Below are 25939 nucleotides of genomic sequence, written 5' to 3'. Positions count from 1 at the left end.
CGGCGCCGGGTCGGGACCGGGCGCAGAGCAGGGGGAAGGCGCCCGGGGTCTCTGGTCAGCGCAGTGCGAGCAGGGTTTCCTCCTTCTCTCGCTGTCGGCGGCTGATGCCCTCCGGCGACTGATCTCCGAGTCGTAGGAACTCGTCGCTGGGGCGGTGCTCGACGGTCGCGAGACGGTTCCGGAGGTCCGCGTAGTAGAAGACGCTTCCACGCGCGACACCACCGTTCCCATCGGGGAGGTGCTGCAGCGAGTCCCAGTTCAGGCCGCCGCCATCGCCGTGGTATCGCTCGGCGGTGATCCGCTCCAGCGCGCGGGGGTTGTCGATGTTCGCCAGCTGCAGTGCGGCGGATGCCTCTTCCTCGTCCTTGATGTGGCCGATCAGGAAGCGGCTGATGTATCCCTTCAGGCCGATCTTCAGCGGTCCGGAGGGACGCTGGTTGTAGAAGATCGGGAACACGCCCCACTGGCCGCACAGACGTCCAACCTCGTCGAGATCCGAGGGGCTCGCCTTCTCGAGCATCCAGGACTCGTCGAAGTGCAGGACGCCGCGGCGGCTCGACAGGGACGCCAGGCTGCCCCAGACGAGCATGCGGATGACGTTCAGCGAGTTGCGCACTGCCGGCTCAGCGCGCGGGAGGTCCGCCGGGTCCATGCCCATCGGCGGAAGCTCGACCTGGGTTGCCCCGGACCGCACCAGGGTGAGGCCGTCGGCAAGGTTCAGTGCCTGGGTGTGTGGTTCGATGCCGAAGGTCGCACGGAACATCGGGTACACCTGGGCGTGCTTGAAGATGGGGTCGATGATCTTCTGCTCGATGAGGCCCGCCTTGGCTGCCATCATCAGCGCCTGGCCAGTGGCCTTCGCCCCATTCTCGATGCCCCAGCTGATCGCGAACGAGATGTCGTTGGCGTAAGCATCCACGCGCGAGTCGTGGTACGGATTGACGCGGTGGATCATGCTCGTCGCCTTCGCGATCGCGTCCGCACGGTCAGGGAAGATCCGGACCGGGTCGAGAGGGCCGTCCGCGGACACCATGTCGTCGAGGCTGATCGTCTGCCCGCCGGAGTAGCGCACCATGTCCGAGAGGTCGCTGTTCTTCTTGAAGTCGATGATGACCTGCGGGTGCAGCAGCCGGTTGAACTGGTGAGCGATGTTCTGCAGCAGCATCGTCTTTCCCGCACGGGTGGCGGCGAGGACATACAGGAACGGGAGCGTGTCCTCATCGGCCGCGGCGACGGGAGAGAGGTACGCAGGCTGGCGGTCGTCCTCGGTCATCCCGATCATCGCGCCGTCAGCGTCACCGATCCGCGTGAGCGTTGGCAGGGCGCTGTAGCTGATCGTGGTCTGAGGGAGATCGTGCTGCAGCGGGTTCGCCCGGACAGCGGAGTTCGCCATCGTCTCGTGCCATGCGGTTCCTTGGCGGTTCAGCATGGGGGACAGCTCGGCGCCGGGAGGCGAGAACTTGTCGATGTCGTCGATCACTCCGCTGAACCCGACGATCACGGACGTGTCCATGAGAGTCGCCGGACCACCATTCGCGTAGGCGCGCTCGATGGACGTCAGTTGGGTCTCGCGCTCCTCCAGCTCGGCACGATCCATCTTTCCCTGGGCCTGCAGCTCGCTCAGATCGGCACGATACCGACGCTGCTGCCCGCGTAGCTCGTTCCGGGTCACCTTGGAAGGCTCGACCTTCGCGCGGATGGAGATGCCCCGCGCACCGTTCTCCAGCAGCGGGATCACCCATCGAGCCTTGGTGTCCGTGGCGGGAGTGAAATCCAGGTCGAAGGACTCGACGGCCGCGAAGCTGATCGCGTGCTCCCCGATCGCCTCCGGCCAGTCGCGGCAGTCGAGCCGGTTGATGTCGACGGCTGCGCGGGCCTCGGCAGCGGAGTGGAAGAAGTGGATGTGCTCGTCGTGTAGGAGGACGGGCACACCCTTTGCGAGCCCGTAGTTCCACCAGCTGTCCGCGAGATGCAGCTCCTGGAGGCTGGGCACGGAGAAGCCGGCTCGCGAGAACACCATCGCCATATCGCGGTGGTCCTTCTCGTAGTCGGAGAGGGGCGATCCGCCGTAGCGGAGCGTTTCCCACACGGAGTCGACGGCGCTCTTGAGGGTCCCGTTGCCGGTTGTCGCCTTGAGTCGCACGCCGAATAGCAGCACACGCTGGATGGTCGGACGATCGCCGTACTCACGGTTGAGCTCGTCAGCGATCGGCGACTTCGGGTTCGCCTTGAAGGTCGTCGGGACGTTCAAGAGCAGCGCATGCGTGTCACGGTAGGTGGACTTGACCTGGCTGCGGTGCGCGCCGCTGCCCGCGAATGCGGCGAGAGCTTCGTACGCGTTGGCCAGACCATGACCGACGGCGACGGCGCCCTCCTCTGTGCGCGCATCCGGCACCGAGCCCATCGGTACGGACCGCCACAGCCACATGGATCCGTCGATCCCGGGCCACAAGCCATCGAAGAGCGGGCGGCGCGCACGCGTCTCGAACTGAGGAAGGATCGGGATGGTCAATGCGCTGTTCGCGGGCTTCTTCGCCATCATGGTGCCGGCGTCCCTTCCGGAGCAGGAGTGTCGTTCGGGTCAGGGGACTCGCTCGGGTCTGGGGTCTGCGAGCCCTCTCCCGGCTCGAGGTTGCGGGTGTCGACGCCGGCGATGGCATTCGCCTCGGGCTTGAGGTCGGGTCCGGTCCCGGGCTCACCCCAGGCAACGACATATGCGGCGTCGGTGTTGGCTTGCAGCACGAGGAGGTCGTAAGTGATCTTCTGCGCTGTCGGTGGCTTCGGACCGAGGAGCTCCTCCTCGGTCGGGGTCTGGCCGTCCCACCAGACCTCGAGCGTGACCTGGACGATCATCCTGGTCTTGTCGTCCTTGGTCTTCCCATCCGCGGCAGGGACGACTTTGTAACTCGCGGTCGTGATCTTCGCGGACTGCAGAGTCTCGATCCCCACCAGCGGAACGTACGTGCTGCTGGCATCCTGATCACGCGTGACTCGTCGGAGCGCGGTCGGGTCGCCGCCGGTGAATGCGCTTGCCCACTCCTCGACCGCGCTCTGCACGGCTTCCGACGGAGTCGCGGTCCCGAGACCGAACCAAGGCGACGATGCTGTCGCAGGGGCATCGAGGATCGGCAAGAGGTTGGGAGTCCCCATCACACTGACGCCGGCGCCGTCGACGACGACCTGGACGGAAGCGCTGTACAGCGAGTCATTCCGTTCCAGGGTGAAGCGGTGGAGCTCGAAGTGGTAGCTCACCGGCTTCTCGGTGTCATCGACAGGTGCCGGAGGCTCCTTGACATCGAATCCGTCCCAGGAGATCAGCTTGCCGTTCGGCAGTGGCGAGGGATCGGCGGTCAGCCAATCGATCAGAGCGCGTGTCGCCGCTGGCTTTCCTGCCGAACCGTTCGTGTCGAACGACCCCAGTTGGGCAGGCTTCTCGGCGTTCATACTCTGGATGAGGCCGATGGAAACGAAGCCGAGTACCACGGCCAGCGGGAAGGCACCGAAGGCCATGATCCAGACGCCGACGCGCAGGATCTTCCCTCGGCGGTTCTCCTTCTGAACGTTCGGAGCCTCGGCGTTGTATCGGGTGCCGGGATCCTCCCAAACGCTCCGGGGCTGACGGCCGGCCATGATCAGCGCCCAGCCAGTTCGGAGACCTGGTCGAACGCAGCTCGCTCGTCGTCGCCGATCTGTTCCACGGCCTGGGCGAGGGCGACAGCGGCGGCGCCGTCCTTCGCCGGGATCGGCCCGGTGACGACACCTGCCGCGACGAGCAACGCCCACGCCTGCCTCGCATCCTCCCGGCTGAGCTGCATGGCATGAACAGTCGCCTCGTGGGGGGAGCGCCCGGCGGCATCGGCAAGATCCGTCACCAAGGAGATCGCTGGTGTGCCCTTGCCTGCGACGACGGTGGCCGCGAGCGAAGCGAGATCGTCTTCAGGTGCCCCGAGGCTGACCGCGAGGATCGCGACCAGGTCCTCGCGGGCCTCGGTGAGCTGGACGTACTTGGCGATGGCACGTGCGGCACCTGCCCGTGTGATGGGTTGACGGGCTCGCGAACCCGTGCGAGCGTTCCGCGCGCTACTGCGCTTCGGACCGCTTGCCTCGCCCCGGGGAACGTCGACCTCTTCGGTCTCGTCCTCCCCGTCCTGCTCGATGACGTCGATGTCGTCGCTGACGGTGTCGGTCGAGTGCTCGTCGATTGCGAATCCGGACATGGGTCCTCCTGCCGTGTGAATCCCTACATCCGTCCACCCCTGCGAACAGCGACAAGCGCCCCCGTCGATTTGCTGGTGAGCACGTTTGCTCTGTCCGGCCAGATGCGGTCACAGCGGGCGAGACCGGGCCATTCCCTACTCCCGACTGGGAACGGCAGCGCTGGTCAGACGGACAGACATCTGCGGACGGATACATACAGAGACCCCGAGGCCACACATGAGATGAGAGAGTGAGGGACAGGAGTCGGGAAGTAGTAGTAGTAGTAGTTCTCTAGACGAGTCGTTAACTCTCTTCTCTCTCTGGTCGGGTCCGGCACTGACCAGAAGGGAGTAGGGCGAGACCCGGACAGACAGGCTCTGTCCGGGTCTCGCTTTGGCTCGGTCCGATGCCAGCTGGCTCAAAGGAACACGGTGGCCAGGCGGATGATCTGGCCACCCTGGACAACACGCCGTGATTGGTTCTCGGCGAACTGAATTACGGCCTTCGGGCATAGCCTGGCAGGCGCGACACCCCTTCCGAGGCGAGGGCCAGACGACCGCGATCCGACCGCAGCAGGTGACCAGGAGCGGCAAACAGCCCGCCCGTGGATTCTTCTGAGACGAAGAACTCCGAAGGGGTGATTGGTGCGCCCGACGCGAAGCTCCAATCTGCAGACCGGGTATGTGCAGCCCATGACCCAGACTCTGCTGCCCGATACCGCCTGGTCCGGAGGCCATCTGCTCCTCGGCGACCCGGAAGCGGTCGACAAGGTGCGCCGAAAGGTCCTCTCAGCCTCGGTGGCTGCCAGCACGCTGAAGTGCCCAGCGGCGATGGCCGCATCACGCCTGCTCCCTCGGAACGAGGACCCATTCTCGGACGCAGAGATCGGTACGGCGATGCACGCCGTCTTCGAAGACCTGTACGCGCTGCCAGCACCGGAGCGCACCCACGAGAAGATCGATGAGCTCGTCAACTCCGCCGGGTCGCAGAAATGGGCACTCGAGAAGCTGGAGAAGCAGACGAAAGATGCCCTCAGAGCGAACGACGCGAACCGGCGGAACTGGATCGAGCAGATCTCCAGCCTCTGCCATGGGATCTTCGAGATCGAGGACCCTCGTTCCGTGATCGTCATCGGCATCGAGGCAACGCTGTTCGTCACGGTTCGCGACATCCCCTCCATCTGCAAGATCGATCGGATCGACTGGGTGCCGTGCACCCCGGATGCCGTCGGGGCCGTCACCCTCGAGCAGCTGCGCAACCGGCATTCTCTCCTCGTCTCCGAGATCGACGATCTCCCCGAGGTCGCGGACGGCGACAAGGAGGCCTGGAAGGCAAAGAGGAACCTAGAGGACCGGAGGGACTGGTTCGAAACGACGATCGCGACCGTCGAGGCGTCCGGCGAGCACTCAGGCAAGATCGCGATCCGCGACTACAAGAAGTCGAACGACCCGAAGAAGCTGAAGACCCCCAACCCGATGTACTCGGACGACTACGGGGACCAGCAGCGCCTATACGCCTTCGGCATCGAGACGTACACCGGGATCCGTCCAGCCATGGCCACCCTCTATTTCCCAGCCCTCGGGAAGGTTCGCGAGATCAACCTTTCCGCGCCGGAGATGGACAAGATGCTGCTCGGCTACAGCGGTGCGTGGAAGCTCATGAATGACTCCGCGGATCGAGCGAAGTTCGAGACCCGTCCATCGAAGGTCTGCGCTTGGTGTGAGCTCGTGAACTCCTGCCCTTCAGCGCACCCGGCAACCAGGGCCGCTCCGGGCACACCGGAGGAGCGGATGGACCGCTTTCAGCTCACGGCTCGTCGACAGTACGGCGCAGTGGAGCTGGGGATCCCAACTCTTCGACCAGGTGCCGCGGCCGCCGAAGCGCGAACGAGCGAGGCTCCGCGAGAGGACAGCGTCGACGTCGACACCCCGATGGTCTTCGCCAACGCCGCTGAGCCCGAGTCCGCGACTGATGCCGTCGAGACGCCGGAACTCGAACAGCCGGCCGAACCGATCCCGGCACAGGGCGACGACCTGTTCCCGATCACCCTCGGGGACCCGTCCACGTCGACGGGGACGCCGGATGCTGGCACGCCGGTCGTGAGCGCACCGGGCGACGAGGTGCCGCCCGCGCCGGGTATGTGTGCTGAGACAGCACGGGAACCGAACCAAGGAGGAAGCGTGACCGAGCAGAACATTCGAGTGCGAGCCGAAGCCGCACCGCAGCAGGAACTGATCGGTTTCGATCTGAACCTCAACTCGTGGTCCGCGATCGCTCTCGCAGGCATCGTCTCCCAGTCGTTCAAGCACATGGACGAGCAGAACATCCCGGTCAGCCGTGAGGCATGGGCGCATTTCAACAACGTCCTCGGCGGCATCGTGCTCCGGGCGCAGGCTCAGCTGACCGGCCAGGCCACCTGGCAGGCGGGTGCTCAGACGCGGATTCGGGGCCTTCTCGCCGCGCGTCTGGAGCGACGCCCGTTCCCGTTCAAGCGTCCCGTCGGAGAGATCGAGAAGTGGATGGCGGACACGGAGAAGTTCCTCATCGTCGGCATGACGGAGCTGATCGACCTCCACGGCCGGGACCTGCTGCAGAACGACTCCCACAACTACTTCGCTGCCGCCGTGCAGCAGTGACGGAAGGAACCCCATGTCCATCGAAATCACTGACTCCCTGAAGGCGCAGATCCTGCTCTCCGCAGTGACGTCCGCCGGCCCCGGGGCGACCGACGATCAGGTCAACGGTCAGATCAGCCGCATCGTCGACATGCTCTCGGACGGTTCACCGCAGCTGCGCATCTTCGACCACGCCGAGAAGAAGGCCGAGAACTCGACCGGGGTGGGTCACTTCGTCGGCACGATCGTTTACGTCGACCTCGAAGGGAACGGGGTCGACGGCAAGCAGCCCACGAACCGCCCCATCGTGTTCATCCGGACGGGCGTCTCGAAGTACTACTCCGACGGCATCGAGCACATCCGCCTCGATCGCATCGACTCCCGAGACGGAGAGCGCGCCAAGCAGCTCACCCGACAGGCCGAGAGCCTGATCGGCCACAAGGTCCTCGTCACCAAGCGTGGTGAGAAGGTCGGAGGGGAGAGCCAGCGTGTGCTCGTGGCCCTCGAGGACCGCGGACCCGACCCGGACTTCCCCGCGGATTTCACCCTTCAGCAGGGCGCGTCGATGATCGACTGGAACTCGCGCAAGACCCCGGATCGGGTGTCCATTGTGCCGCGACTGAAGCGGCTGCCTCAGTTGCACAACGTCGCCTGACACCTCTACCGAAGGCCGGTCGTTACGACTGGCCTTCGGTATGTTCCGGCCACGGATGCAGAGGGCCGAGATCGAGGACGTGCAGATGGGGGCGACCGTCCTCGTCCAGACGGATATCGACGCTCTGGTCGGCGCCGGCTGCATGGGACAGCGCAGCGAGTACAAGGTCCATCTCGGGACGGCCCAGAGCACTGATGTCGTCGTCGAGCCGTACGGGATCGCCGCCGAGAAGCGAACAGGCGATGCGCACGACCCGCTGTTCGCCCCCGGACCAGGCTCCGGAATGCCACCGCAGGGCATCCACGTCGATGGAGCACACCCCGTCTTCCGTGACGTTGAGCCACGGGGCGCGGGCGTGGATTGCTCGCTGATGCCGGATGAGCAGCTCGACCGCAGCCTCGGTGGTGCGGGAACCGTGCGCCCAGGCGCGTAGGCCTGCACGTAGTTGCTCCGGTGTCACTTCCATGGCCATAGGACAATCACCGCCCCGATGGCTCCCCACGCGGCGTACAGACCGGCCAGCGTGCCGAGAACGTGCTCCTGCGGGTCCTTCCCGGTCGAGCCGAGAAGAGGGACCGCGAAGCGCCCCGACGGCTTCCACATCGACTTCAAAAGGAATGCCTGTCGGATCGGTCCGGGCGGCGCGGGTTGGAGCGGCCAAAGGAGAGGGACTCCGCCGAAGGTGAGCAGGTCGCCGGCGATATGAGCGGCGTAGCCGATGCCGATGCAGACGGGCAGCCAGGCAAACTGTGACGGCATCAGCAGGGCCACCAGCCCAGCGAGAAGAGCGCCGAGCACCCATGCGGTCAGCCAGCGCCTCCCGCCAAGGACTTTGAACGCGAAGGCAGTCGTGGCGGCGACGGCAGCCGCCGAGCCGATCTGGATCGGGAACTGCCATCCCTGCGGCTGCCACTGGAGCTGCCCGAGGAAGTACGTGCCGACCACGACACCGGCGATGGCGAGGAGGGAGTGCATGCCCTTTCGGTGTCCGCCGGTCACGAGTCCCACAGCTCCCGCGGCAACGCCTCCGAGGACGGGCACTGAATGAGCGATCGTGGCGTTGTGGTGGTCGGCGTCAGGGAGCAGCGCCGCACCCCCAGCGACTGCAGCCCCGAGGAGGACTGCCTCCGCGGGGAGCGGATACCATCCGAACGCCGGGATCGCGGTGGACGTCACGGCCACCCAGGCGGCCGCACCCGTTGCGGCGTGGTTGACACCCATCATGGCTGACCCGCCCGGATGCGGATCGTCTCTTCATTCGTGGACACAGGATCGTCCTCTCCGCTGCGGCCCGTGGGCGGTCAGCAACTCGGTAGTCAGGTGAACAGGTCCTCGACCTGGGGCGGTGCGGGTGAGGGCGAGGAGACGTCATCGAAGAGGTCGTCCGCAGGTGCTGTCCGGGGTGCGTCATCGAACAGCTCATCCGGGATCATCTCATCGGCGTCCGACGTCGGCGGAGCGGAGAACTCGCCGGGGGCATCGGCGACAGAAGCATCCGGTGGCAAGTCGGGGACCGGATCCGGGTCCGGTTCGAATGTGAACTCAAGATCGTCGTCGAGGTTGAGCACGACGTCGACGATCTCCTCATGCGCCTCATCGAGCGTGTCGTTCGATGAGGTGATCTCTTCGCCGAACACCTCCACGCTCTGATCTGCCTGCGAATCGGAGATCGACAGGTCAAGCTTCTCGCCGGCGGTCAGCGGCGGGCGGATCTCGGCGATCTTCTCCGCGAGGATGCGGAAGTGGTCAGCCTGTGATCCACCGGCCCACCAGGTCTGCACCGCGAAGGCGGATTCCGACGTGGACTCGAAGACTCCGCGGCCGCGGGGGACGGACGGGCCGAGCAGCCCTAGGGCGCTGCTGGCGTCGGCGAACGCGCTCATCATGTCACCGAAGCTCATCTTGCCCATCGCAAGGCGGGACATCTGCGACTTGATGGTCGCCCCACCGGGGATGTACTTCAGCTCCTCGCGGGTGAGTTTCTGACCGGCGAGCACGAGCACGAGGCCCAGGGCTCGTCCTTCACGGAGGATGCGCCCGATCGCGGAGCCGATGAGGAGCTTGTAGTTGTTGATCGCGACGGTGGCGGCGTACTCCTTCCGCTCCGCTTCATCGGCGTTGTCGCGGAGCTTCACTACGGCATCAGGGATCACCAGTGATGTGAACTCGTCGAGGTACAGACAGGACAGCCGAGGGCGGACATCGTCAGGGAGATCGCGGATGTTCGAGACGCCGTAGTGCTCGTTCAGCTTCTTGTGCTCGTCGAGGAGGCGCAACAGGTGGCGGACGACCGCGACGGTCTGGGTCCAGGTGGTCGCCCGAGCGCGCAGCCACGGATCCGCGAAGAGGAAGTCGTTGAACCCCTTGATCGGGTCGGCCGCGTACACGTCCCAGAACGACATGATGTTGTCCGCAGCCATCGCGGACATGCCGATGCCCTTGCCGGAGCCGTTCTGACCGAGAACCATGAGGTGGCTGTCGTTGTCGAGGTGCCAGGTGACCGGCGCGCCTTCCACGCGCGTGCCGAAGGTCGTCGACCGGGGTGTGACCACCCCCATTCGGTCCCACATGAACGGTGCCGGGCTCGGCATCGGATCGACGTCGCAGACCAGCATCGTGAAACGGGAGGGGTCGGCGTTGTGCCGGACGTTGATGAACGTCTTCCCGGATGCTGCGCGGAGCTTGTCGACCGTCTTCTGCTCCTGGAAGTCGGTGATCGCCAGGGAGCGGGGGAGGGTGAACTCGAGGACGTCCACCTGCTCGTTGGTCTCCAGGGGCTCAGCAGCAATGAGCCGCGGGGCGACGCCGTCGACCGGCGAGGCGAGCTTGGCGTCCGTGAAGCGCTGCTCCCAATCCAAAGCCAGGGTGAGCTTCTTCGCCTCGGGGCGGGCGAATTCGACACCTCGGGATTCCGGCACGGCGCCGACGACGACACGGACGTGCTCGCCGCTGTCGGTCACCCTCAGCCAAGGGGTGCCGCCCATACCGCCGCGAATCTTCTCGGCCTTCTGCTTGACCTCGGAGAGGACGACGCCGTCGTAGAGACGCAGACGGACATCCCAAATGTGCCCACGGGAGTCAGCTGTGGTGAGGGAGGTGACCGCGACGACTTCGGGACGGGCGAGCTTGGCCGCATCGAATCCGCTGTTGACGGCGGCGGAGATGGCCCACCGGAGTGCATCGCCCGGCCTGCCGCGGCCCGGAGGCTCCAGGCGTGCCGGGTCGAGCGGGATGGGCTGCGCCGACCAGAGGACACGGAACGCGCCGGGGTGCCGTTCGCCGGCTTTGTCGCCGCGGCCTTCCCACCCGATAACAGACACCCACGGGGCGTTGCCCAACGCGTTCGCCAGCGCTTTCTCCTTCTGCTGCGTCAGGAAATACGAGCCGTTGATGCCCTGCGGGGTCATGAAAGGCTGGCACTCGATCGTCTGGCCAGTCGGAAGCTGCGCTGTCTTGTACACGTCGGATTCGGTGCGGGGTCGTGCTTCGCCCATCTTCAGCACGTCGCTCCATCGCTGGTTCCAGCGCGCCTCGCGTGCGAGCTCCACGAATCGGTGGGCCTGGCGTTCGTCGACATAGTGCGTACTGTCCGCAGTCAGGGCGCCGACGTATAGCAGCCCGGTCTTCTTGTCGTAGACCCCATCGGTTCGAAGGGCAGCTCCCACTTCTGCGGCGATGGCAGGGAGGATGCTGGCGACCGGGGCATCCGTGGCTTCGCACTGCACAGACCACGCCGCGGTGCTGTCCGTGTCGGCGGTGTCCCACATCGGGTCGAGGGCGGACACCATCAACTGCGGATAGCTGCTGCCGGCGATCGCCAGGGCTGAGCGGACGCGCTCGCGCAGGAGACCGCGGTCGACGGTCGGATCTGAGACATCGATGGGCTGGTCGACAGGCCATGTGGCCACGCTGAAACGGGAAGGGTGCCGGCTGCCTGGGATCGGCTGGCCCGAGCTGTCGACGTCAGGCTCGTTGAGTACGGCGATTGCCTGACCAGCTCCGATGAGCGGGTGGATCCTCGAGCCCATGCCCAGCATCCCGGATGCCCCCTGAGTCGGCGGCGCATCGAACGTGTCAAGGATCAGAGGCGCTGCGGGATCACCGTGCCGGGAGTGTGAGATGAGGTACGGGCGGGGGTCCATCTTCAACGGCTCCCAGCGTTGCTGCCAGACCTCGCGCGCCTGGACGGTGTTCCGCCAGTCGCTCAGGGCGTCCGGAAGTGCGAGAGCTCGCCAGAGCACTGCGGCGAACACGGTCGCGATTCCGGCCAGCAGCAGGGGGAACGGGACGAACAGCCAGGTCACGCCGAGGTGTGCAGTGAGGAACCATACGCCGATCGCTGCCGCGGTCCCGGCCGCCGCGGGGAGAAGCAGAGCGGCGAGGAGTTTCACGCGGGACGCCTCGAGGAACTTCGAGAGGAGATCACCGATCGTGACGGGCGGAGCGGGGTCCTCCATTGCGGCGTATCGACGGCGGGTCGCGAAGAACTCGACGGTGGTGATGTATGCGCAGATGGTGTTCGGCCACATAAGCCAGGCGCCCGAGTCAGGCATCCACCCCCACAGCGCCATCGCGTCGACAGGGAAGGTGAAGACAGTAGCGGAGAGTCCGAGCGCCCCGATCGACGTGAACGACATCGGCACGACCAGCCAGAAGATGACGATCGCCGCTTGCAGGACTCGTGCGATGTTCTTGAGCGGCCCCTTCGCGAACTGGTTCGCGCGCTCGATGTGCGGCTTCACCTCCGACGGGTCGTTGAGCAGCCAGTCGCGGTTCGGCACGAGCAGACGCCAGCGGAGCGCTGACCACCGGCGATGGCGGAGGACCGCGGCATGCTCTCCGGGGTTGCCGATCGTCGGGTACCCAGCAGCGTCCTTCTTGCCCGTCAGCGGCGGGGACGAGCTCATCATGCCGGCGACGATGAGGCCGAGCAGGAGGATGACGAAACCCGGCAGGCGGAAGACCGACGCTGCGACGCACAGGACGACAGCACTCGCGCCGACAAGCGGTGCGAGGTTCGGCTGCGGGGCGACGCTTCGTGGTGCCGCCATCATGCGTCAGTCCCGTTGACGAGTTGTGACAGGATCTGCACGATCACCGGGTCCGCGGGAGCCGCGCCGGTGAGCCGGGGAAGTCGCCGGCGCAGGGTCCTACCGTGAACCACGACAGCATCCTGGGGGCGGTAGGCGAAGGTCAGGAGTGCGCCGTCGCCCGCAGGCCAGACGGCAAGGATGTTCGTCCCGAACACTGTGTCTCGGGTCATGCGAGAGTCGAGGTGACGCCGCAGCGCTGCTTGCGCCGTCGGTAGCGTCTTCTTGTCCGCGAAGTCGATCTTCTCCAAGCCTCGGCGGGTCCGCCCGGCGGCGGTCCAGTAGATGCCGTGGCGCCAGACCTTCGAGTCGATGATCGTGACCCGGGACCCGGCGACGACGACGTGGTCGATGTTCGCGGTGAACCCGGGGATCGGGATGCGAAGGTCGTGCAGGACCGTCGGCCCGCTGGGCAGACGGGCGAGGTCGTTGAGTACCGCGGCGGTGCGCTGCTCGCCGGCGCGTCCGATGTCGGCGACTGCGGCGTTCTTCGCCCAGCCAGCGTCGACGAGGGAGCCGCCGGGGCGGCCGATGACCGTACCTGGAATGCCGGTCATGATCCCTGCACCATCCCGACGATGTTGACACCGAGGGCGAAGAGCATGGCGCCACCGATGCCGACGACGGCGACGATGCTGAACCACATTCCCTTGCGGGAGTGGAAGTATGCCCCGATGTCGTCAGCGTCCTCGTTGACACGCTCCGTGAACCGACTGGTGAGGTCCTTGATCCTGCCCATGATTGCTCTGCCTCCATGTGTTGCCGTATGTCGTCCAGCCCTGCGAACACGAGCACCGGTCGTGCACTAGAAGCGCAGGCGCGCGGGCGGTTGAATCGCTCCGCCGATCTCCCTGTTCTTGCTCTCGAGGTCTTGGAGTCGGATGCCGGTGCGGCGGTTGCGTGCCGGGTGCGGTATCGGGTCCAGGCCGGCTTCGCGGAGCGAAAGCATGTGCAGCTGCGGCCGGGCGTCGACGGGGTCGCGCAGCCAGTGCGGTGTGGCGCGAATGCCGGATGCGTTCGCGATCACTGCCGTGGGGTCGATTGGCATCCGGGACGGATCGAAGGGCACGGATTCCTCATCGAGGAGGTGAGCGTCGACCCATCCTCCCGATGGTCCGTTCGGTCGTTGCGCGCGGAACGTGAACAGGTCCGCGGATGCCTCCCGGGGCGCGGGGAACAGGTCCGTCCAGTCGGTGTAGAAGATGCGGTCCGCGGTACGATTGCTGGCGATGCCGGGCACATCACGTGTGGCTCGAGCAATCGCCTTCCGGGCTGCATAGTGGACAGACTTCTCGGCGCGCACATCGACGCGGTCGACGCCGACGAAGCAGACGACCAAGCCGTTGGTCTCCAGAGGTCGGCGGGCGAATACGTCGCACCAACTCTTCACCTTCTTCACGAACCGGTGCATCCCGCCGGTATGCGCTGTCGTCTCGATGGCGATGCGCAGCCCATCGCGTCGGACGATGACGGCGTCGGCGGTCTGATTGCTGACGCCCGGCGGCTCTGGTGCGCCGGCGCCGGAGTACGCGAGAGTGCGCACACGCGAGAGCCGCTCGCCGAGGACCGTGCCGATCCGAGCGAATTCTGCGAGCCGGAGGCACAGCTCCGCGGTGAGGATGTTGTGCCGGTCGAACTGGCTGCCGCTTGTCCACGACTCCCCGCCGGTGACGGACACGGTCTCGGCGTACGTCAGCAGCGGGGCGAGGAGCTTGTCGAAGACCTCCGTGGTTGCGGGCCGCCACAGGGCTGCACGGTCAGCGCCGGCCGTCTCGGAGGTGGGGGCCCAGATGGTGCCGGAGTCGATCAGCCCGAGCGCGAAGAGGTCGCCGATGACGCGGTCACGTGTGCCCGCGGCGACCGTGCCGGCGAACGCGGCCTGCTGCTCTGCGGTGAGTGTTCGCCACCCGGCGAGGGCGCCGAGGATGTCGAGCTTGCGTTCCCAGTCAGCATCGATTCGGGCGAGAGCTTCGGCGGGGTCTGTGCGCAGCCGGCCCGGCAGCTGACCGATCACTCCCGCCGCGCGAAGCCGCTGGGCGTGCTCGCGCTTGACCCACTGTCCGGCGGACCCGAACTGCCACAGACCGTCCCAGTATGGGTCCAGCCGAAGAGCGGTCCGGTTGGATGCATCCGGTGTCGCGGAGGGAATCTGATCGAACCGCATCATGCCGCCCAGGTGCCGGCGTCTCGCTCGCCTCGGTAGTCCGGCATGACCGCGTTGAACGGTTCGAGCTCGCTGCCGTCGTAGATCGTCGAGATGATCGCTTCGTACCGCCGAAGGTTCACCAGGTCGGGTGTGTCCCACGTGGTTCCGGAGAGCGTGAGCGTGGCGACGATCTCCCGGACCGTCGTGCCTTCCTTCTGCTTGAAGAGCGCAAGCGTCCCGAATCCGAGGAGGATGCGCCGCAGCTCGGGGATCAGCGTGTCCGGTGTCTGCGTGGCGAACATGCAGCGGAGTCCGTACGCTCGCGCGTCGTTGCGCATCCAGGAGATCACTTCGGCGGAGACGTTCGCGATGTGCTTCACCTCGTCCGCGAACACCCAGACGGCGCGGCCGCTCTCGAACCAGCCGACGCACGTCCGCCGGATCGCGCTGCGCAAGGTGAACAGCATCAGGCTCGACAGGTCCGTTCGGAGCTTCTCGTCGAGCACGTGCCCCCACGGGCTGATGCCGGTGTTGATGACGACAGCTCGGTCCTGGTCGAGCAGCTCATCCCAAGTTCGAGTGGAAGGTCGCGACCACCAGTGCTCGGCGGACACGAGCGCGGAGATCTTTGTGCGCGGCGCTTCCACCAGCTGACGTCGTTGCGCCTGCGTCACACCGGAACCGTAGATCGGTGACAGCGTCGCGACGGCCTGCGCCATCTCTGCTGGTGCGTCCGGCTGAACGGCGGCATCGGCGAGAGCGGCGAACAGCTCGGTGCCGATCTCATCTCCCTCGTTGGTGAGTAGCAGGTTCGCGTAGAACCATGGCGACGCATCGGTGGGGAGCGTGCGCAGCACCACCCGCTCCGCGATGTCGTGACGCGCGATCAGCTTCGACGCCTGCATGACGTTGGTGAGCGTGTCGAACGAGCGCGCACCGATCGACTCTTCACCCCAGATGTACTGCATGGCGCTGACGACGTCGCGTGCCCATTCGTGGGCCGTCTGACCCGACAGATCCGGGAACAGCTCGATCCCTTCGAGCGCGGTCGGGTCGGCCACGTGGAAGACATCTGGCTGGTCGCCGGCGAACTCCATCCACTTCGCGTACTGCTCGGTGGCTTTCCCATCTCCCTTCGTGTCGAAAGCGACCATCGCGTTGCGCGCGGGCAGTCCGAACGCGGCGCCGGGATGTTTCCGATCGCACGCGAGCGAACCCCACAGATGTTCGAGCAGAGCCGTCTTTCCAGAGCCCGGCTGGCCGATGGCAGCCATACACTCCCACATGTCGGCGTACGACAGATGGACGGGGCTGTCGTCCACGACGCCTGCGCGCGGCCCGACCTTCGCGCGAAGCTCGCCGGGGACGGAACGCGCGGCCGTGGATGCGGAACCGGACCCGGCGCCAGTGTGCGGAGAGACGAAGGCCAGTGGAAGGTGCGGGCCGACGAGGAACGCGTTCTCCTGAAGCGGGTAGTCGCCGTCTTGTGCCGGTACTTCGGTGAGCGCACCGGTCTCCTTGTTCTGGACTGTGCGTGCGGCCTTCGGCGGCTGCCAGCGTCCGAAGCGGCGTGACGGGACCGGCACTTGGCCCCACGGCAGAAGGCGCCGCACCGACCGAGCGAATGACGGAAGAACCTGGCGGCCGAAGAGCACTGCGACGACGACAGATGCCGCAGCCGCTGGGATCGACGTCCACCACCACGGCCACGCGATCTGCGGGATCATCATGGATGCGATCCCGGCGCCGACCAGGAGCACGGCGAGCACGATGAACGACGTCACCAGCTTCGCGGGGGACACCTTCTCGCCGGTCACGTTGAGACCGAAACCGGGGATCGCGCTGGCGGTTCGCACGGTCAGGTCCATCGCGCGCCGGGCGTCCGTCCCGCCGGCGAGCAGTTGCATCACGACCGCGTTCGGAGCGAGCGAATGGTGAGTGCGAACACCGAAGTGCTCGAGCCAGATCTTGTTGTGCCGGCTCTCTGCCTTGGACGGCTTCCGAACAGCCATCGCGACCCACTCGCCGGGCTTCAACATGTCTCCGATGACGCGCGACAGCACCGTGAAGTCTGCGCCCGCTTGCGTGTCCGGGCGCGGGGTCGATCCGCGGTCGAGGCGTAGCCGGGCGACGTGCGCAGTGCGGGTCAGATCCGGGACCTCATCGACCTCGTCACTGCGGGCGTTCATGCTCCGCGCGATCGCGAATGCGACGGACTCGGCGTCAGAGAAATCAGGGGTGACGAGCACGTGTTCCAGGCCGGTGTCGGTGCGCGTCGTGAGGAACGTCGCACCAGGAGGAAGGGCGACGATCGCGCTGGAGGCGACGTTGCCGAGATCGGTGGCGGAGGTGTGCATCGCGCCGGCCTTCGTGAAGCGGAACGCGCGCGCTGAGTGTCGAGACGTCATATCGTCCACCCCTGCGAACAGCGACCCCGAGCGCTGGGAGAAATACGGCCGGGAAATCGGCTTCTCGCCGTGTATGTGGCGACGTAATTCGCCCAGCGCCGCCACATACACGGCCCCCGCCGCTCGACCCCGCAGTTCCCTGGGCACAGGGACGTGCCGCCGGGGCGGGGTCTTGTCTCGCCATTGAAGGCTCGACGGAGACGCTTCGCGTCTGCGCTTCGCGCGGGATGGTTGGGTGTCTGAAGCTGGCTTCTGCCTCTGCACCATCCGGGCGGATCGACGACGATCCGCTGCGCACCGCTGGTGCGCTCTGCTGCTGCTTCACCGGGTACACGCCCGGCATGCCCACGAGGGTGGACCTGCCTTGCCCGGGAGGGGCGCGCGCAGCGCAGACACTTTGTGCCCTTCGGGCGTCATGGTCGCCTTGACAAGGTCAGCACAGGCACAGCCGGGCAGCGTCACGTCGACGGAACGACACGGCACGAAACGGAACGCACGAGACGGCACAGGACGCGACACCACGCGACGGAAAGGACGACAGGGAACAACACCCAGGCACAGCGTGCGCAGCACCAAGAACCCGGCACCCCGATACGCACGAACAGCCCGCAGCACGGCAGCGAAACGACCCAGCGCAACGTCACCAGCACGACAGCACCACGACGGCGGAACGCCACACGCGACACCACGGCAACAGAACGGCAGCGGCAAGCCGCGCCACGCGCGAGCGGCCGACGAAGGAGGCCGCGAGCTCTTATGTATGCGGGGGATCGGATGGGTTCTGCGCTGGTCGGCCGCGTCGGGCTATCGCCTGCCGGCGCTCGGTCTGCCTCGCGCGATCCGTGCTCGGCTATCGCCTCTCGCACATCCCGGGCCGAGATGTGCTTGCACGGTTTGTCGTGTTCGTAAAGCGGGTGGATTCAGTCTGATCAGATGCCGCATGCTGGTACGAGCATCATCGGCGGTTCCCACCTAGTCGCACCCGAGCGACCTCGGTACGCTTGGCCGGTGCGATTGGGAGGTCTCCTGTGACGTTGACGACGCGTCTGGCGATATCTGCGTTTGATGATCTACGAGCAGCGGTACGGATGGATGCGCCGACCGCCTCGGTGATTCTTGTTGCGTGGACTCGTAGTCACATGTCTTGCGGTGTTGTCGGCCTTGAGGACGATGAGGGTGGTGCCGTCGAGATCCCATCATCGAAGCTGGCGACGCTGACAGCGCTATTGCCACGGCCTGTTGATGAGAGCGCGTTGCGGTTGATGTACCCGGAGGTGCTGGAGGGCGTCGATCCGGGCGAGGTTCCGGAGGCGGAGCGCGTGCCCGGGATGCTGCGCGGGCCCGGTCCCGTACTACTCCGAGTGCAGGTTGACGAGCCGGCATGGGCGGCGGTGACGGATCATGTGGTCGAGCAGGTGAACGCCGGTCTGTGGGTGTCGGATGATGATGTCCGTGACGCGCTCTATTCGGTGCTGTCCGTGCCGGAGCTGCCGAGTGCGTGGATGGATGTCGAACGCAGGAAGGCGGCGCCGGAGGTCCCGGGGGAGCGGGTGTTCGAACCGGTCTCCGTGTCGGATGAGACGGGGCGCACGATGAGCTGGGAGAGCGCGTCCCGGTGGTTCCCGATCGCGGATGCTGCGGAGGCCGCGGCGGATCTCGCGAACGAGCTCGCGGAGCGTGCGCAGCGTGAGCGTGGCGCACGTGGTGACGGCTCGATGATGATGACCTACCGGATCAGTCTGGTCTGACCGATTTGAGCTTCCGCGGTCAGGCGGCTTCCGGTTCGCTGGGGTCCCATCCGGACCGGACGGCGTTGTGCACGCAGGAGCCGCACATGCCGTACCCGGCGTGCATGTCGAGGTAGTCGATCTCCTCACCGCATTCGCGGCAGGCGTCGTCCGGGTCGTCGTCGGTGATGAGTCGGATCAGCACCCGGCGCGCGTGCTCGATGTGCTCGCCGGTGACGACGTCGAGGTTCCAGTAGTCGTCGCCGGCGTTCAGCAGGTCAAGCTGGGCGGCGATGATCTCGTGCGCGGCTCCAGGTGCGAGCGAGATGTCAGAGCGGGTCTGCACGAGGATCGGGTTCGACGGGTTGTGCTGCGTGCGAGCGTACTCCGGGCGCGGGTCGTGAATGTATCCCATGCGCAGCCTCGCCGCGGATGCCGGGGCTCCGTTCTCGTCGGCGACGCGATGGTCGTATGTGCGACCGGTGAAGTCCTGTGCTCGCCACGGCTGCGGGTCGTCGTTGAACGGCGGTCGGCTGCTGAACAGAGTCATGAGTTTGCTTCCACGATCTGGATGACGGTGAGCTCGTCGACCTGTGCGAGCACGGAGTAGTTGGCGCCAATGAACATGACGCCGATGCGCGAACTCTTGGCGCGAGGTGCATCGGTCGTGATTCCGATGCGTCCGCGAGGGTCGCGCACTGCCTGGCCCGCTTCGGTGGGGGTGCTCATCGTGACCTCCGTGGCATCCTCGTGCGTGGCTTGCTCGTATCGGTGCGAGTGCGGGCAGTCGTGAGTGGTCGTCGCCAGCGCGCACTGTCCGCCGTCGGAGTGGAACGCAACCCACGTGCGCTCTCGCGAGAAAGAAGCGTCAGCCATGGTCAGATGCCTTCCATGATGTCGGCGGCACGGCCGAGCACGACGAGCAGCTCTCGTTGCGTCGGTGCGCACTCACCGCCCGCGAGCTCGTCGAGAGTGAGCGTGTATCCGCGACGGTTCGGTTCGCTGAGCGGGAGATAGCGGATCGCCTCCCATGCTGCGGCGGCAGCAGTGCCGAGGTACGCAGCGAAGGCCTCCGCAGGAAGGGGCTCGGACGGTGCTAGCTCGAACGCCCGATGCACGAGCGCTCTCTCGTCGGCGGTGACGAACTTGAACGCGTCCAGGTGGCGGCTGATGATGTCCGCGAAGACTGTGGTGCTCATGCGCATCACATACCCGGCGTCGTCGTTTGCGGATGCGCATCGATCATGGACTGAACCCACGCGGCGAACGAGCGGGCGCGCCCTGCCGCGCGACGATACTGATCGGCGTCGTACAGCGCGGTGCCGCCCGCGTCGGCGATCTCATCGAGACTCACCGCGCGCGCAAGTGCCGCATCGCGCTTGCCGAAGCGGAAGTCTGTGGAGGGGACGGGGGCGTTGCGGGTCATGTGATCCACATACCCGGCATCTGGTGCCGTTACGTCGTCGAGTGTCGCGTCTTGCCTGCGATGAGAAGCCCTCCGCCGTGAGACGCTTGCGAGGACTGCGGCGATCCCGAGGATCGGGGTGAATGCACGGAGCAGCTGTGCCGGCTCCCAGTACTTGCCGGCGTGACGCGGTTCCAGCATCACGCCGGCGAGGGTCGGGGAGTCGATGAAGTAGAGGCGCGGCCCGTTCGTCGTCTCGACGGAGCTCAGGCGCTGCGGCAGGCCGTTGTACTCGATGAGCGCGCCCGCAGTTGGAAGATCGGCGCATTGCTCGTCCGTCAGCGTGAGCTCGTAGAGGATCTGGATGTGACCGCAGCTGGTGAACTGCGGCGGGCTCTCGAGGCTGCAGAGCCCGAACCAGAATGCGGTGCTCGTGACGAACAACATTGCAGTGAGGCCGGCGCCGGCAAGGGCGGACCGCCCAGCTTCGGTGAGTCTGCTGGCGGTGGCGGGGAGAGATGTCATCCCCGTGCTGCCTCGGCGAGCATCGCGAGGATGCCGTCGCTGTTGAGGTGCTGGAGATCGAGCGCCACTGCGAGGAGGTACTTCGCGTCGACGTTCCCGCTGAACGCGTCCGCGAGTTCGGTGGCGCGGGCGTGCACTTCGGGGTCGCTGTCGGCTCCGTAGTTCTCGTGGACGATGTCGATCGCTCGCACGTGAGCGAGTCGATCACGTTCTGCCCGGTCCGCCTCGATGGCGAGCTGCATCAGACGGAAGGTGTCGGCAGATCCGCCGCCGAGACCGTGCTCGGCGGCGACGTCGGAGGCGATGTCGCGTGGTGCGCGGAGGCGAGTTGTCCGAGCGGCGGATGCGGCGGTGTGCTGGATGTCCATGGACACCACATACCCTGCGTTCAGGGAGACCTATTCGGCCGCGTCGCCTGCTTCGGGCGCGTCCGTCTGCCACGGTCCGCACGCCCTCGGATCCGGAATCACGGGCGCGTGCGGTGCAAGGGCGAATGGCGGTGTGGGACAGGAGAGGAACGTGCGGGACGGACGCGTCCGGCCCATCTGCAGCATGGACTCGAAGTGAGCCGCGAATGCCTCGCTCTGCCACAACGAGATGACTGTGGAGGTCTTGGTCACCCCTCCGCGGAGCCGCCTGTCCAGGAACGGCTCAGCTCCACACGCCGGGCATGTAGCGGGTGCGGTCAGGAGGCCTGGGAACGATGCTCCGCAGGAGACGCACTGAATCGGTGGAATCTCGGTCACGAAGTTGTGGTTTCGGGTGTTCATCGTCATCCTCGGGGTGCTCAGCGCCGGCAGCTCGGGCATTCTCCTGGTCTCCGTTCGGGCTCTTAGGCTGGGACCCCATCGCGGACGACGGGGAGGTAGCAGCCGGTGTCGATGTAGTGCTGCACGCTGGCGCTCGACGTGAGGTCCGGCTGGTTGCGGCGGAGGACGTCGTCGAGGGTCATGCCCTCGATCTCCGGGCGAGTGCGCTTCGGTCCGAGCCGTTCCGTCGACCACTCGTTTCGGATGACGGGGTTGTCACGCGCATCGTCCTTCGAGGTCATGTAGTCGACGCTTCCGACGGACACGGTGTAGCCGCCCCAGAGGTTGCGTGACACCTTGCATCCGGTGAGGCGTGCGCCGGCGATCAGGTATGCGGTCAGCTTGTCGGTCATGCTGACCACATACCCGGCGCCGTTGTGGGCGGTCAGAGTCCGAGGCGCTCCGCGAACTCGTCGGGGCTGATCGTCTCGACGCCGAGCTGTTCGGCCTTCGCGAGCTTCGAGCCGGCGGCTTCTCCGGCGACGAGAAGGGATGTGTTCTTCGAGACGGAGCCGGAGGACTTCCCGCCGTTCTTCTCGATGAGCTCGTTCATCTCGTTCCGCCCGTACGCCTCCAGCTTCGTGCCTTTGGTCGAGCCGGTGACGACGACCGTCATCCCGGCGAGCGGTGCGCCCGCGGACGCGGCCTCATCAGCCGTGGAGGTGACTCCGAGGTCGATCAGGCGGCGGATGACCTGGCGGTTGCGCTGCACACCGGAGTAGATCACCTCGGCGCGTCCAGCGGCGATGCCTTCGACCTGCTGGAGGTCTTCCGGCATGGCCTCCAGCAGCGCGTCGAGAGAGCGGAAGTGCGCGGCGAGTCGCCGCCCGAACGTGCGCCCCGTCTTGCGGATGCCGAGGGCGGTGATGATCCGGTTCAGGGGCTGCTCCTTGGCGGCCGCGATGTTCCAGTAGAGCTTCGACGCCCGGGTCTCCCCGAACACCCCGTCGCCGAACGGCAGCGACTCGAGCTGGTTGAAGGACACCTCGAACAGGTCAGCGAGGTTGGACACGAGGCCGGACTCGACCATGGCATCCGCAACCGACCGACCGAGCGTGTCGATGTCGAGCACGTCACGGGAAGCCGCATAGGTGATGAGGGCCGCGACGGAATCTGCCGGGTTGGTCGAGCGGAGGAACTTTCCGGCGTACTCGTAGGGGAATCCGTCCGCGTCCTCCGTCGGCGGGACCCACGGGGTCGTGTCAGGACCGTTCGTCACGGACAGCACCTGCGGGATGATGTCGTTCGCCTTGTAGACGACGGCCTTCGAGCCGATCCGGATGTCCTTGTCGGCGATCAGATCGACGTTGTGCAGCGACGCGCGACTGATCGTGGAGCCGTCGACGAGAACGGGATCGAACACCGCAGTGAAGGAGAGGTTCCCAGTCCGGCCGACCTCCACGAGGATGTCGCGGATGGTGGTCTCCCCGGTCTGCGCTTCGTACTTGTAGGCGACGGCCCAACGAGGCGCACGGGACGTCTCGCCGAGCACGTTTCGCACCCGCGGTGACGTCGCCTTCAGGACCACGCCGTCGGTCGGGTAGTCGAAGGTGGCTCTGTCTGAGCCGAACAGGTCGATGGCTTCGAGAACCAGCGCGGGCGCCGCAGTGCCGGTCGCGTGCGCGCCACCTCCGTAGTTCAGAAGATCGTCAGCGAACAGGAACTGGCTCTCGGCGTCGGCAGGGATTCCGTCATGCTCGTAGGTGACGAACGTGAGCTGCACGTCGTATTCGAGCTTGTCGGCGCGGACGGTCCCGGCGGTCGCGTTCCGCGGGTTCGCGAAGGAAGCCTTGCCAGCAGCGACGCGGTTGGCGTTGCTGGCAAGGAAGTCATCGTGGCTCATAAGCAGCTCACCGCGGACCTCGAAGGAGACTGGTGCGCTGGTCGGCAGGTAACGCGGAAGATGCGCGATCTCGATGTTGTCGCGGAGCACCCGAGCGGTGACGTCCTCGCCAGAGCGACCGTCACCACGCGTGACGACCTGGACGAGCTTGGCGTCCTCGTACCGGGCGCGGATCGCCATCCCGTCGAGCTTCGGCTGGACGGATACACGAGAGTCGGCGGCATCCGGTGCCGCCTCGGCGATGCGGGCGAGGAACTTCAGGATGTCGCTCTCGTCGGTCACCTTGTCGAGCGACAGCATCGGCGACGGGTGAGGCACGTCGGCAGCGACAGCGGAGCCCGCAGCAACGGCGGTGAACAGGCCATGGTCGACCTTCTCGTCGGGGTAGTCGACCTCGTGCTGCATGATCTCGGCCAGGAGCTGGTCGTACTCGGCGTCGGTCATCGTCGGCTCGTCGCCGTTGTAGTAGGCGAGCGCGGCCTCCTGAGCGCGGGCGATGGCGGCGGGATAGTCGAAGGTCATGGTTTCCATAGTGCCCACATACCCAGCCTGGGGCCGCGCGCAGCTCAGCGCGTGAACGCACTCATTTCGCGTTGATGGGTGGGCGCCAGTGGTTGAGCAGCGCGGATTCGAGTGCGGCCGCACTGACCGCGGACTCATTTTCCACCCATGCGAGCTCGCAGCTGTGGATCCACGCTGTCACGACTCTCACCTGATCTGGCGTCATGGCTGACGGGCGCCGTCGGGTGTACGCGCGCTCAAGTCCGAGTTCCCGCACGGCGACCCACGAGCGTAGGGTGCTTCGGCTGAGATCAAGCGACGTTGCGAGATGCGTGGAGAGTCGAGACCGCAGATTCGATGCCTTCCCGAGGTACACGCAGCCCCCTTCGCGGAACCAGGCATAGATACCCGGACCGCGGGGAATCTGGGCGGGGACAAGGGACCCCGCCAGGTGGCGGCTCTGTGACAGGACTGTCTTCCAGTCGTCGCTCGTCAGCGCTTCGCTCATCTCGACAATCTAACGGCCAGCTCGTGAGCGGCATCTCAGATGATGGCCCGCCCCCGCCCGCGCATCACCGCCCAGAGCGACCGATATTGCCTTACTCACCCCAGCTATCGAGTGGGTGCGCATACTCATGGCCACCACATACTCGGTCGAGCCGTGTGCTCATGGATCACGCCTCGAACTCCACGAGCCAGCGGAGGTTCACCTGCATCGGGTCCCAGACGACCGCCTCGTGGTTGCGGACGCCGCCCGTTCCCGGGTTGACATTGATCGAGTCGTAGGGTTTGCCGCTCTTGTTCTTCTCGGCCCTGGCTCGCCGAGGGATCGAGGAGTCGTACGCGGAACCGGTGGGCCGGTACTCCGATCCCATCGCTGTCTCGGTGAGGAACATGAACACGGACTGAGACTTCCCTCCGCCCCAGTAGCCGACCGAGTACCCGGCGCTCTTGCTGGCGGACCGGGAGAGGTAGATGCCGTCCCCGAACATGCGTCCGGCGATGTGAATGCCAGACCCGGTAGTCGGCGGGATGAACAGGCCCTTGGCGAGGATGGAGAGAACGTTGGCCGCGCCCGTGCCGTGCCAGAGCCGGCGCACGTTCCGCACACGCTTCGCGGTCTGGGCGATCTCGTCGCCATGACGAGCATCCTCGAGGGCGTACACGCGGACGGGCTTGAGGGTCTTCGACCAAGCGTGCGCGTCCTGCTTCGTGTCGTTGTATCGATCGATCACCGCCTGGAACTCGTCATCCGTGGGATCGAGGACCCGGACCCGATAGCGGAACAGGTCAGCGGGCACGCGCCCGCTCTCATCAGCGGTGGCCTGCGAGGCGTCCGCGTACCGAACGGACGCCTCGAGGGAGTCCAGAAGCTCCGACTGTCCGCGCGCGCTCGTGTGAGCGTCGAGCCATCCTTCCGACCAGCCACGTCCAGCGGAGACCGGCACCGCCTGAGGGATCAGTCGCAGGTACTGTTCCGTGAGACGCCCACGGTCAGCGCCGCGAGTCATGCCGCTCATCTTGTCGAGGAGCGCTCGGGCATCCCGGATCGAACGGGCGCTGATCGCGCCGAGCGGCGTGGTGACCTGACCGGCCAGATTCACGGAGATCAGGCCGCCGGAAGCTTCCAGCAGCTGATGCTTGTTCACGGACACAAGCCGGTCGATGAGGTCAGCGAGAACAGGGTCGGCGCGGCCGCCGGTCAGCTGTGCGGTAGCCGCGCGCTTGAGCATGGCCGATGGAGCGGCCTTGGTGGATGCCGTGGCGCCGATGACGTCGACGACGGTGTACCCACGACGCTTCTTCTGCGCGACTACGTCTTCGTAGGCGTAGCGTCCGCCCTTCTCGACCTTCGTCTGCCCGGTGGCCCCGACCCGCCCCCAGTTCTTCACGACCGTGCCGTCGTCGTGAAGTTCCGCGCGGTAGAACTTGTTGGCGTTCGCGCCCGAGTCGACGTTGATGAGGTAGGTCTCAGCGATCTTGGTGCCCATGCCCGCCACATGCCCTGCGGCTGGCAC

At 66.3% G+C, this 25939-nt stretch carries 22 protein-coding genes; 4 read left to right on the top strand and 18 right to left on the bottom strand.

Annotated features, from left to right (window positions below; translation table 11 throughout):
• Positions 1–55: 55 nt before the first annotated feature.
• The 3 genes from L687_RS42855 to L687_RS37085 are packed head-to-tail and all read right to left on the bottom strand — an operon-like array spanning position 56 to position 4217.
• Positions 56–2542, bottom strand: a complete 2487-nt coding sequence (locus tag L687_RS42855) for a hypothetical protein (protein WP_167540709.1) — start codon at positions 2540–2542, stop codon at positions 56–58.
• Positions 2539–3630 (bottom strand): hypothetical protein, encoded by a 1092-nt coding sequence (locus L687_RS37090; RefSeq protein WP_021200908.1) that lies wholly within the window; start codon positions 3628–3630, stop codon positions 2539–2541. Before L687_RS37090 ends, L687_RS42855 begins: the two co-directional genes overlap by 4 nt.
• Positions 3631–3632: 2 nt before the next feature.
• Positions 3633–4217, bottom strand: a complete 585-nt coding sequence (locus L687_RS37085) for a hypothetical protein (RefSeq protein WP_021200907.1) — start codon at positions 4215–4217, stop codon at positions 3633–3635.
• Positions 4218–4889: 672 nt separating this feature from the next.
• Here L687_RS37085 and L687_RS37080 point away from each other — a divergent pair.
• From L687_RS37080 to L687_RS42850, 3 genes are read left to right on the top strand one after another with little or no spacing between them, the layout of a single operon-like run.
• Positions 4890–6833 carry a PD-(D/E)XK nuclease family protein gene (locus L687_RS37080; RefSeq protein ID WP_152525937.1) on the top strand — a complete coding sequence of 648 codons (1944 nt, stop codon included), beginning with the start codon at positions 4890–4892 and terminating at the stop codon, positions 6831–6833.
• Between the two features lie 13 nt (positions 6834–6846).
• On the top strand, positions 6847–7467 hold the full coding sequence (locus L687_RS37075) for a hypothetical protein (protein WP_021200905.1): 621 nt from the start codon (positions 6847–6849) through the stop codon (positions 7465–7467).
• 55 nt (positions 7468–7522) lie between these two features.
• Complete coding sequence (locus L687_RS42850; protein WP_021200904.1) at positions 7523–7900, top strand: hypothetical protein; 378 nt, start codon at positions 7523–7525, stop codon at positions 7898–7900.
• A 23-nt stretch (positions 7901–7923) separates the two neighbouring features.
• On the opposite strand, the gene L687_RS37065 is transcribed toward L687_RS42850, so the two are convergent.
• The 6 genes from L687_RS37065 to L687_RS37040 all read right to left on the bottom strand — a co-directional run bounded on the left by L687_RS37065 (position 7924) and on the right by L687_RS37040 (position 17060).
• Positions 7924–8691 (bottom strand): metal-dependent hydrolase, encoded by a 768-nt coding sequence (locus tag L687_RS37065; protein WP_021200903.1) that lies wholly within the window; start codon positions 8689–8691, stop codon positions 7924–7926.
• Between the two features lie 92 nt (positions 8692–8783).
• The gene (locus L687_RS37060) at positions 8784–12521 is read right to left on the bottom strand and encodes a hypothetical protein (RefSeq protein ID WP_152525936.1); all 3738 of its coding nucleotides are present in this window, start codon (positions 12519–12521) and stop codon (positions 8784–8786) included.
• Positions 12518–13114: a nuclease-related domain-containing protein gene (locus L687_RS37055; protein WP_021200901.1), complete on the bottom strand. Its 597-nt coding sequence runs from the start codon at positions 13112–13114 to the stop codon at positions 12518–12520. The genes L687_RS37060 and L687_RS37055 overlap by 4 nt, the downstream gene beginning before the upstream one ends.
• The gene (locus tag L687_RS37050; protein ID WP_021200900.1) at positions 13111–13296 is read right to left on the bottom strand and encodes a hypothetical protein; all 186 of its coding nucleotides are present in this window, start codon (positions 13294–13296) and stop codon (positions 13111–13113) included. The genes L687_RS37055 and L687_RS37050 overlap by 4 nt, the downstream gene beginning before the upstream one ends.
• 66 nt (positions 13297–13362) lie before the next feature.
• Positions 13363–14724 carry a hypothetical protein gene (locus L687_RS37045; protein ID WP_021200899.1) on the bottom strand — a complete coding sequence of 454 codons (1362 nt, stop codon included), beginning with the start codon at positions 14722–14724 and terminating at the stop codon, positions 13363–13365.
• Positions 14721–17060: a hypothetical protein gene (locus L687_RS37040; RefSeq protein ID WP_167540707.1), complete on the bottom strand. Its 2340-nt coding sequence runs from the start codon at positions 17058–17060 to the stop codon at positions 14721–14723. Before L687_RS37040 ends, L687_RS37045 begins: the two co-directional genes overlap by 4 nt.
• 1304 nt (positions 17061–18364) lie before the next feature.
• On the opposite strand from L687_RS37040, the gene L687_RS37035 reads away from it, so the two are divergent.
• Positions 18365–18859 (top strand): hypothetical protein, encoded by a 495-nt coding sequence (locus L687_RS37035; RefSeq protein ID WP_152525935.1) that lies wholly within the window; start codon positions 18365–18367, stop codon positions 18857–18859.
• Positions 18860–18878: 19 nt separating this feature from the next.
• Here the strand turns inward: L687_RS37035 and L687_RS37030 are convergent, their stop codons facing one another.
• The 9 genes from L687_RS37030 to L687_RS36990 form a co-directional block, all read right to left on the bottom strand.
• Positions 18879–19388 (bottom strand): hypothetical protein, encoded by a 510-nt coding sequence (locus L687_RS37030; RefSeq protein WP_021200896.1) that lies wholly within the window; start codon positions 19386–19388, stop codon positions 18879–18881.
• A complete protein-coding gene (locus tag L687_RS37025) occupies positions 19385–19714 on the bottom strand; it encodes a hypothetical protein (protein ID WP_021200895.1) in 330 nt (109 codons plus the stop codon). The genes L687_RS37030 and L687_RS37025 overlap by 4 nt, the downstream gene beginning before the upstream one ends.
• A gap of 2 nt (positions 19715–19716) precedes the next feature.
• Positions 19717–20037: a hypothetical protein gene (locus L687_RS37020; protein WP_152525934.1), complete on the bottom strand. Its 321-nt coding sequence runs from the start codon at positions 20035–20037 to the stop codon at positions 19717–19719.
• Between the two features lie 5 nt (positions 20038–20042).
• Positions 20043–20768: a hypothetical protein gene (locus tag L687_RS37015; protein ID WP_152525933.1), complete on the bottom strand. Its 726-nt coding sequence runs from the start codon at positions 20766–20768 to the stop codon at positions 20043–20045.
• A complete protein-coding gene (locus tag L687_RS37010) occupies positions 20765–21136 on the bottom strand; it encodes a hypothetical protein (protein WP_021200892.1) in 372 nt (123 codons plus the stop codon). The genes L687_RS37015 and L687_RS37010 overlap by 4 nt, the downstream gene beginning before the upstream one ends.
• Before the next feature lie 464 nt (positions 21137–21600).
• Complete coding sequence (locus L687_RS37000; RefSeq protein WP_021200890.1) at positions 21601–21930, bottom strand: hypothetical protein; 330 nt, start codon at positions 21928–21930, stop codon at positions 21601–21603.
• A gap of 32 nt (positions 21931–21962) precedes the next feature.
• Positions 21963–23951 (bottom strand): NAD-dependent DNA ligase LigA, encoded by a 1989-nt coding sequence (ligA, locus tag L687_RS36995; protein ID WP_046398987.1) that lies wholly within the window; start codon positions 23949–23951, stop codon positions 21963–21965.
• Positions 23952–24003: 52 nt separating this feature from the next.
• Positions 24004–24429, bottom strand: coding sequence for a GIY-YIG nuclease family protein (locus L687_RS42560; protein ID WP_152525932.1), 426 nt, complete (start codon positions 24427–24429; stop codon positions 24004–24006).
• 166 nt (positions 24430–24595) lie between these two features.
• Positions 24596–25939: a WGR domain-containing protein gene (locus L687_RS36990; protein WP_152525931.1), complete on the bottom strand. Its 1344-nt coding sequence runs from the start codon at positions 25937–25939 to the stop codon at positions 24596–24598.

The organism is Microbacterium maritypicum MF109, from assembly GCF_000455825.1.
GTDB classification, from domain to species: domain Bacteria; phylum Actinomycetota; class Actinomycetes; order Actinomycetales; family Microbacteriaceae; genus Microbacterium; species Microbacterium maritypicum_A.
The sequence above is the reverse complement of the archived record's forward strand: the minus strand, read 5'-3'. Positions and strand labels throughout refer to the sequence as shown.

Excerpts from the sequence above, each read along its gene's own strand:
- L687_RS37010 (WP_021200892.1), bottom strand. The coding sequence starts at position 21,136 with ATGGACATCCAGCACACCGCCGCATCCGCCGCTCGGACAACTCGCCTC.
- L687_RS42850 (WP_021200904.1), top strand. The coding sequence starts at position 7,523 with ATGCAGAGGGCCGAGATCGAGGACGTGCAGATGGGGGCGACCGTCCTC.
- L687_RS37045 (WP_021200899.1), bottom strand. The coding sequence starts at position 14,724 with ATGATGCGGTTCGATCAGATTCCCTCCGCGACACCGGATGCATCCAAC.
- L687_RS37015 (WP_152525933.1), bottom strand. The coding sequence starts at position 20,768 with ATGACATCTCTCCCCGCCACCGCCAGCAGACTCACCGAAGCTGGGCGG.
- L687_RS37075 (WP_021200905.1), top strand. The coding sequence starts at position 6,847 with ATGTCCATCGAAATCACTGACTCCCTGAAGGCGCAGATCCTGCTCTCC.
- L687_RS37025 (WP_021200895.1), bottom strand. The coding sequence starts at position 19,714 with ATGGCTGACGCTTCTTTCTCGCGAGAGCGCACGTGGGTTGCGTTCCAC.
- L687_RS37060 (WP_152525936.1), bottom strand. The coding sequence starts at position 12,521 with ATGATGGCGGCACCACGAAGCGTCGCCCCGCAGCCGAACCTCGCACCG.
- L687_RS37050 (WP_021200900.1), bottom strand. The coding sequence starts at position 13,296 with ATGGGCAGGATCAAGGACCTCACCAGTCGGTTCACGGAGCGTGTCAAC.
- L687_RS37040 (WP_167540707.1), bottom strand. The coding sequence starts at position 17,060 with ATGCACACCTCCGCCACCGATCTCGGCAACGTCGCCTCCAGCGCGATC.
- L687_RS37055 (WP_021200901.1), bottom strand. The coding sequence starts at position 13,114 with ATGACCGGCATTCCAGGTACGGTCATCGGCCGCCCCGGCGGCTCCCTC.
- L687_RS42855 (WP_167540709.1), bottom strand. The coding sequence starts at position 2,542 with ATGATGGCGAAGAAGCCCGCGAACAGCGCATTGACCATCCCGATCCTT.
- L687_RS37000 (WP_021200890.1), bottom strand. The coding sequence starts at position 21,930 with ATGACCGACAAGCTGACCGCATACCTGATCGCCGGCGCACGCCTCACC.
- L687_RS37090 (WP_021200908.1), bottom strand. The coding sequence starts at position 3,630 with ATGGCCGGCCGTCAGCCCCGGAGCGTTTGGGAGGATCCCGGCACCCGA.
- L687_RS37020 (WP_152525934.1), bottom strand. The coding sequence starts at position 20,037 with ATGAGCACCACAGTCTTCGCGGACATCATCAGCCGCCACCTGGACGCG.
- ligA (WP_046398987.1), bottom strand. The coding sequence starts at position 23,951 with ATGGAAACCATGACCTTCGACTATCCCGCCGCCATCGCCCGCGCTCAG.
- L687_RS37030 (WP_021200896.1), bottom strand. The coding sequence starts at position 19,388 with ATGACTCTGTTCAGCAGCCGACCGCCGTTCAACGACGACCCGCAGCCG.
- L687_RS37080 (WP_152525937.1), top strand. The coding sequence starts at position 4,890 with ATGACCCAGACTCTGCTGCCCGATACCGCCTGGTCCGGAGGCCATCTG.
- L687_RS37065 (WP_021200903.1), bottom strand. The coding sequence starts at position 8,691 with ATGATGGGTGTCAACCACGCCGCAACGGGTGCGGCCGCCTGGGTGGCC.
- L687_RS37085 (WP_021200907.1), bottom strand. The coding sequence starts at position 4,217 with ATGTCCGGATTCGCAATCGACGAGCACTCGACCGACACCGTCAGCGAC.
- L687_RS42560 (WP_152525932.1), bottom strand. The coding sequence starts at position 24,429 with ATGAGCGAAGCGCTGACGAGCGACGACTGGAAGACAGTCCTGTCACAG.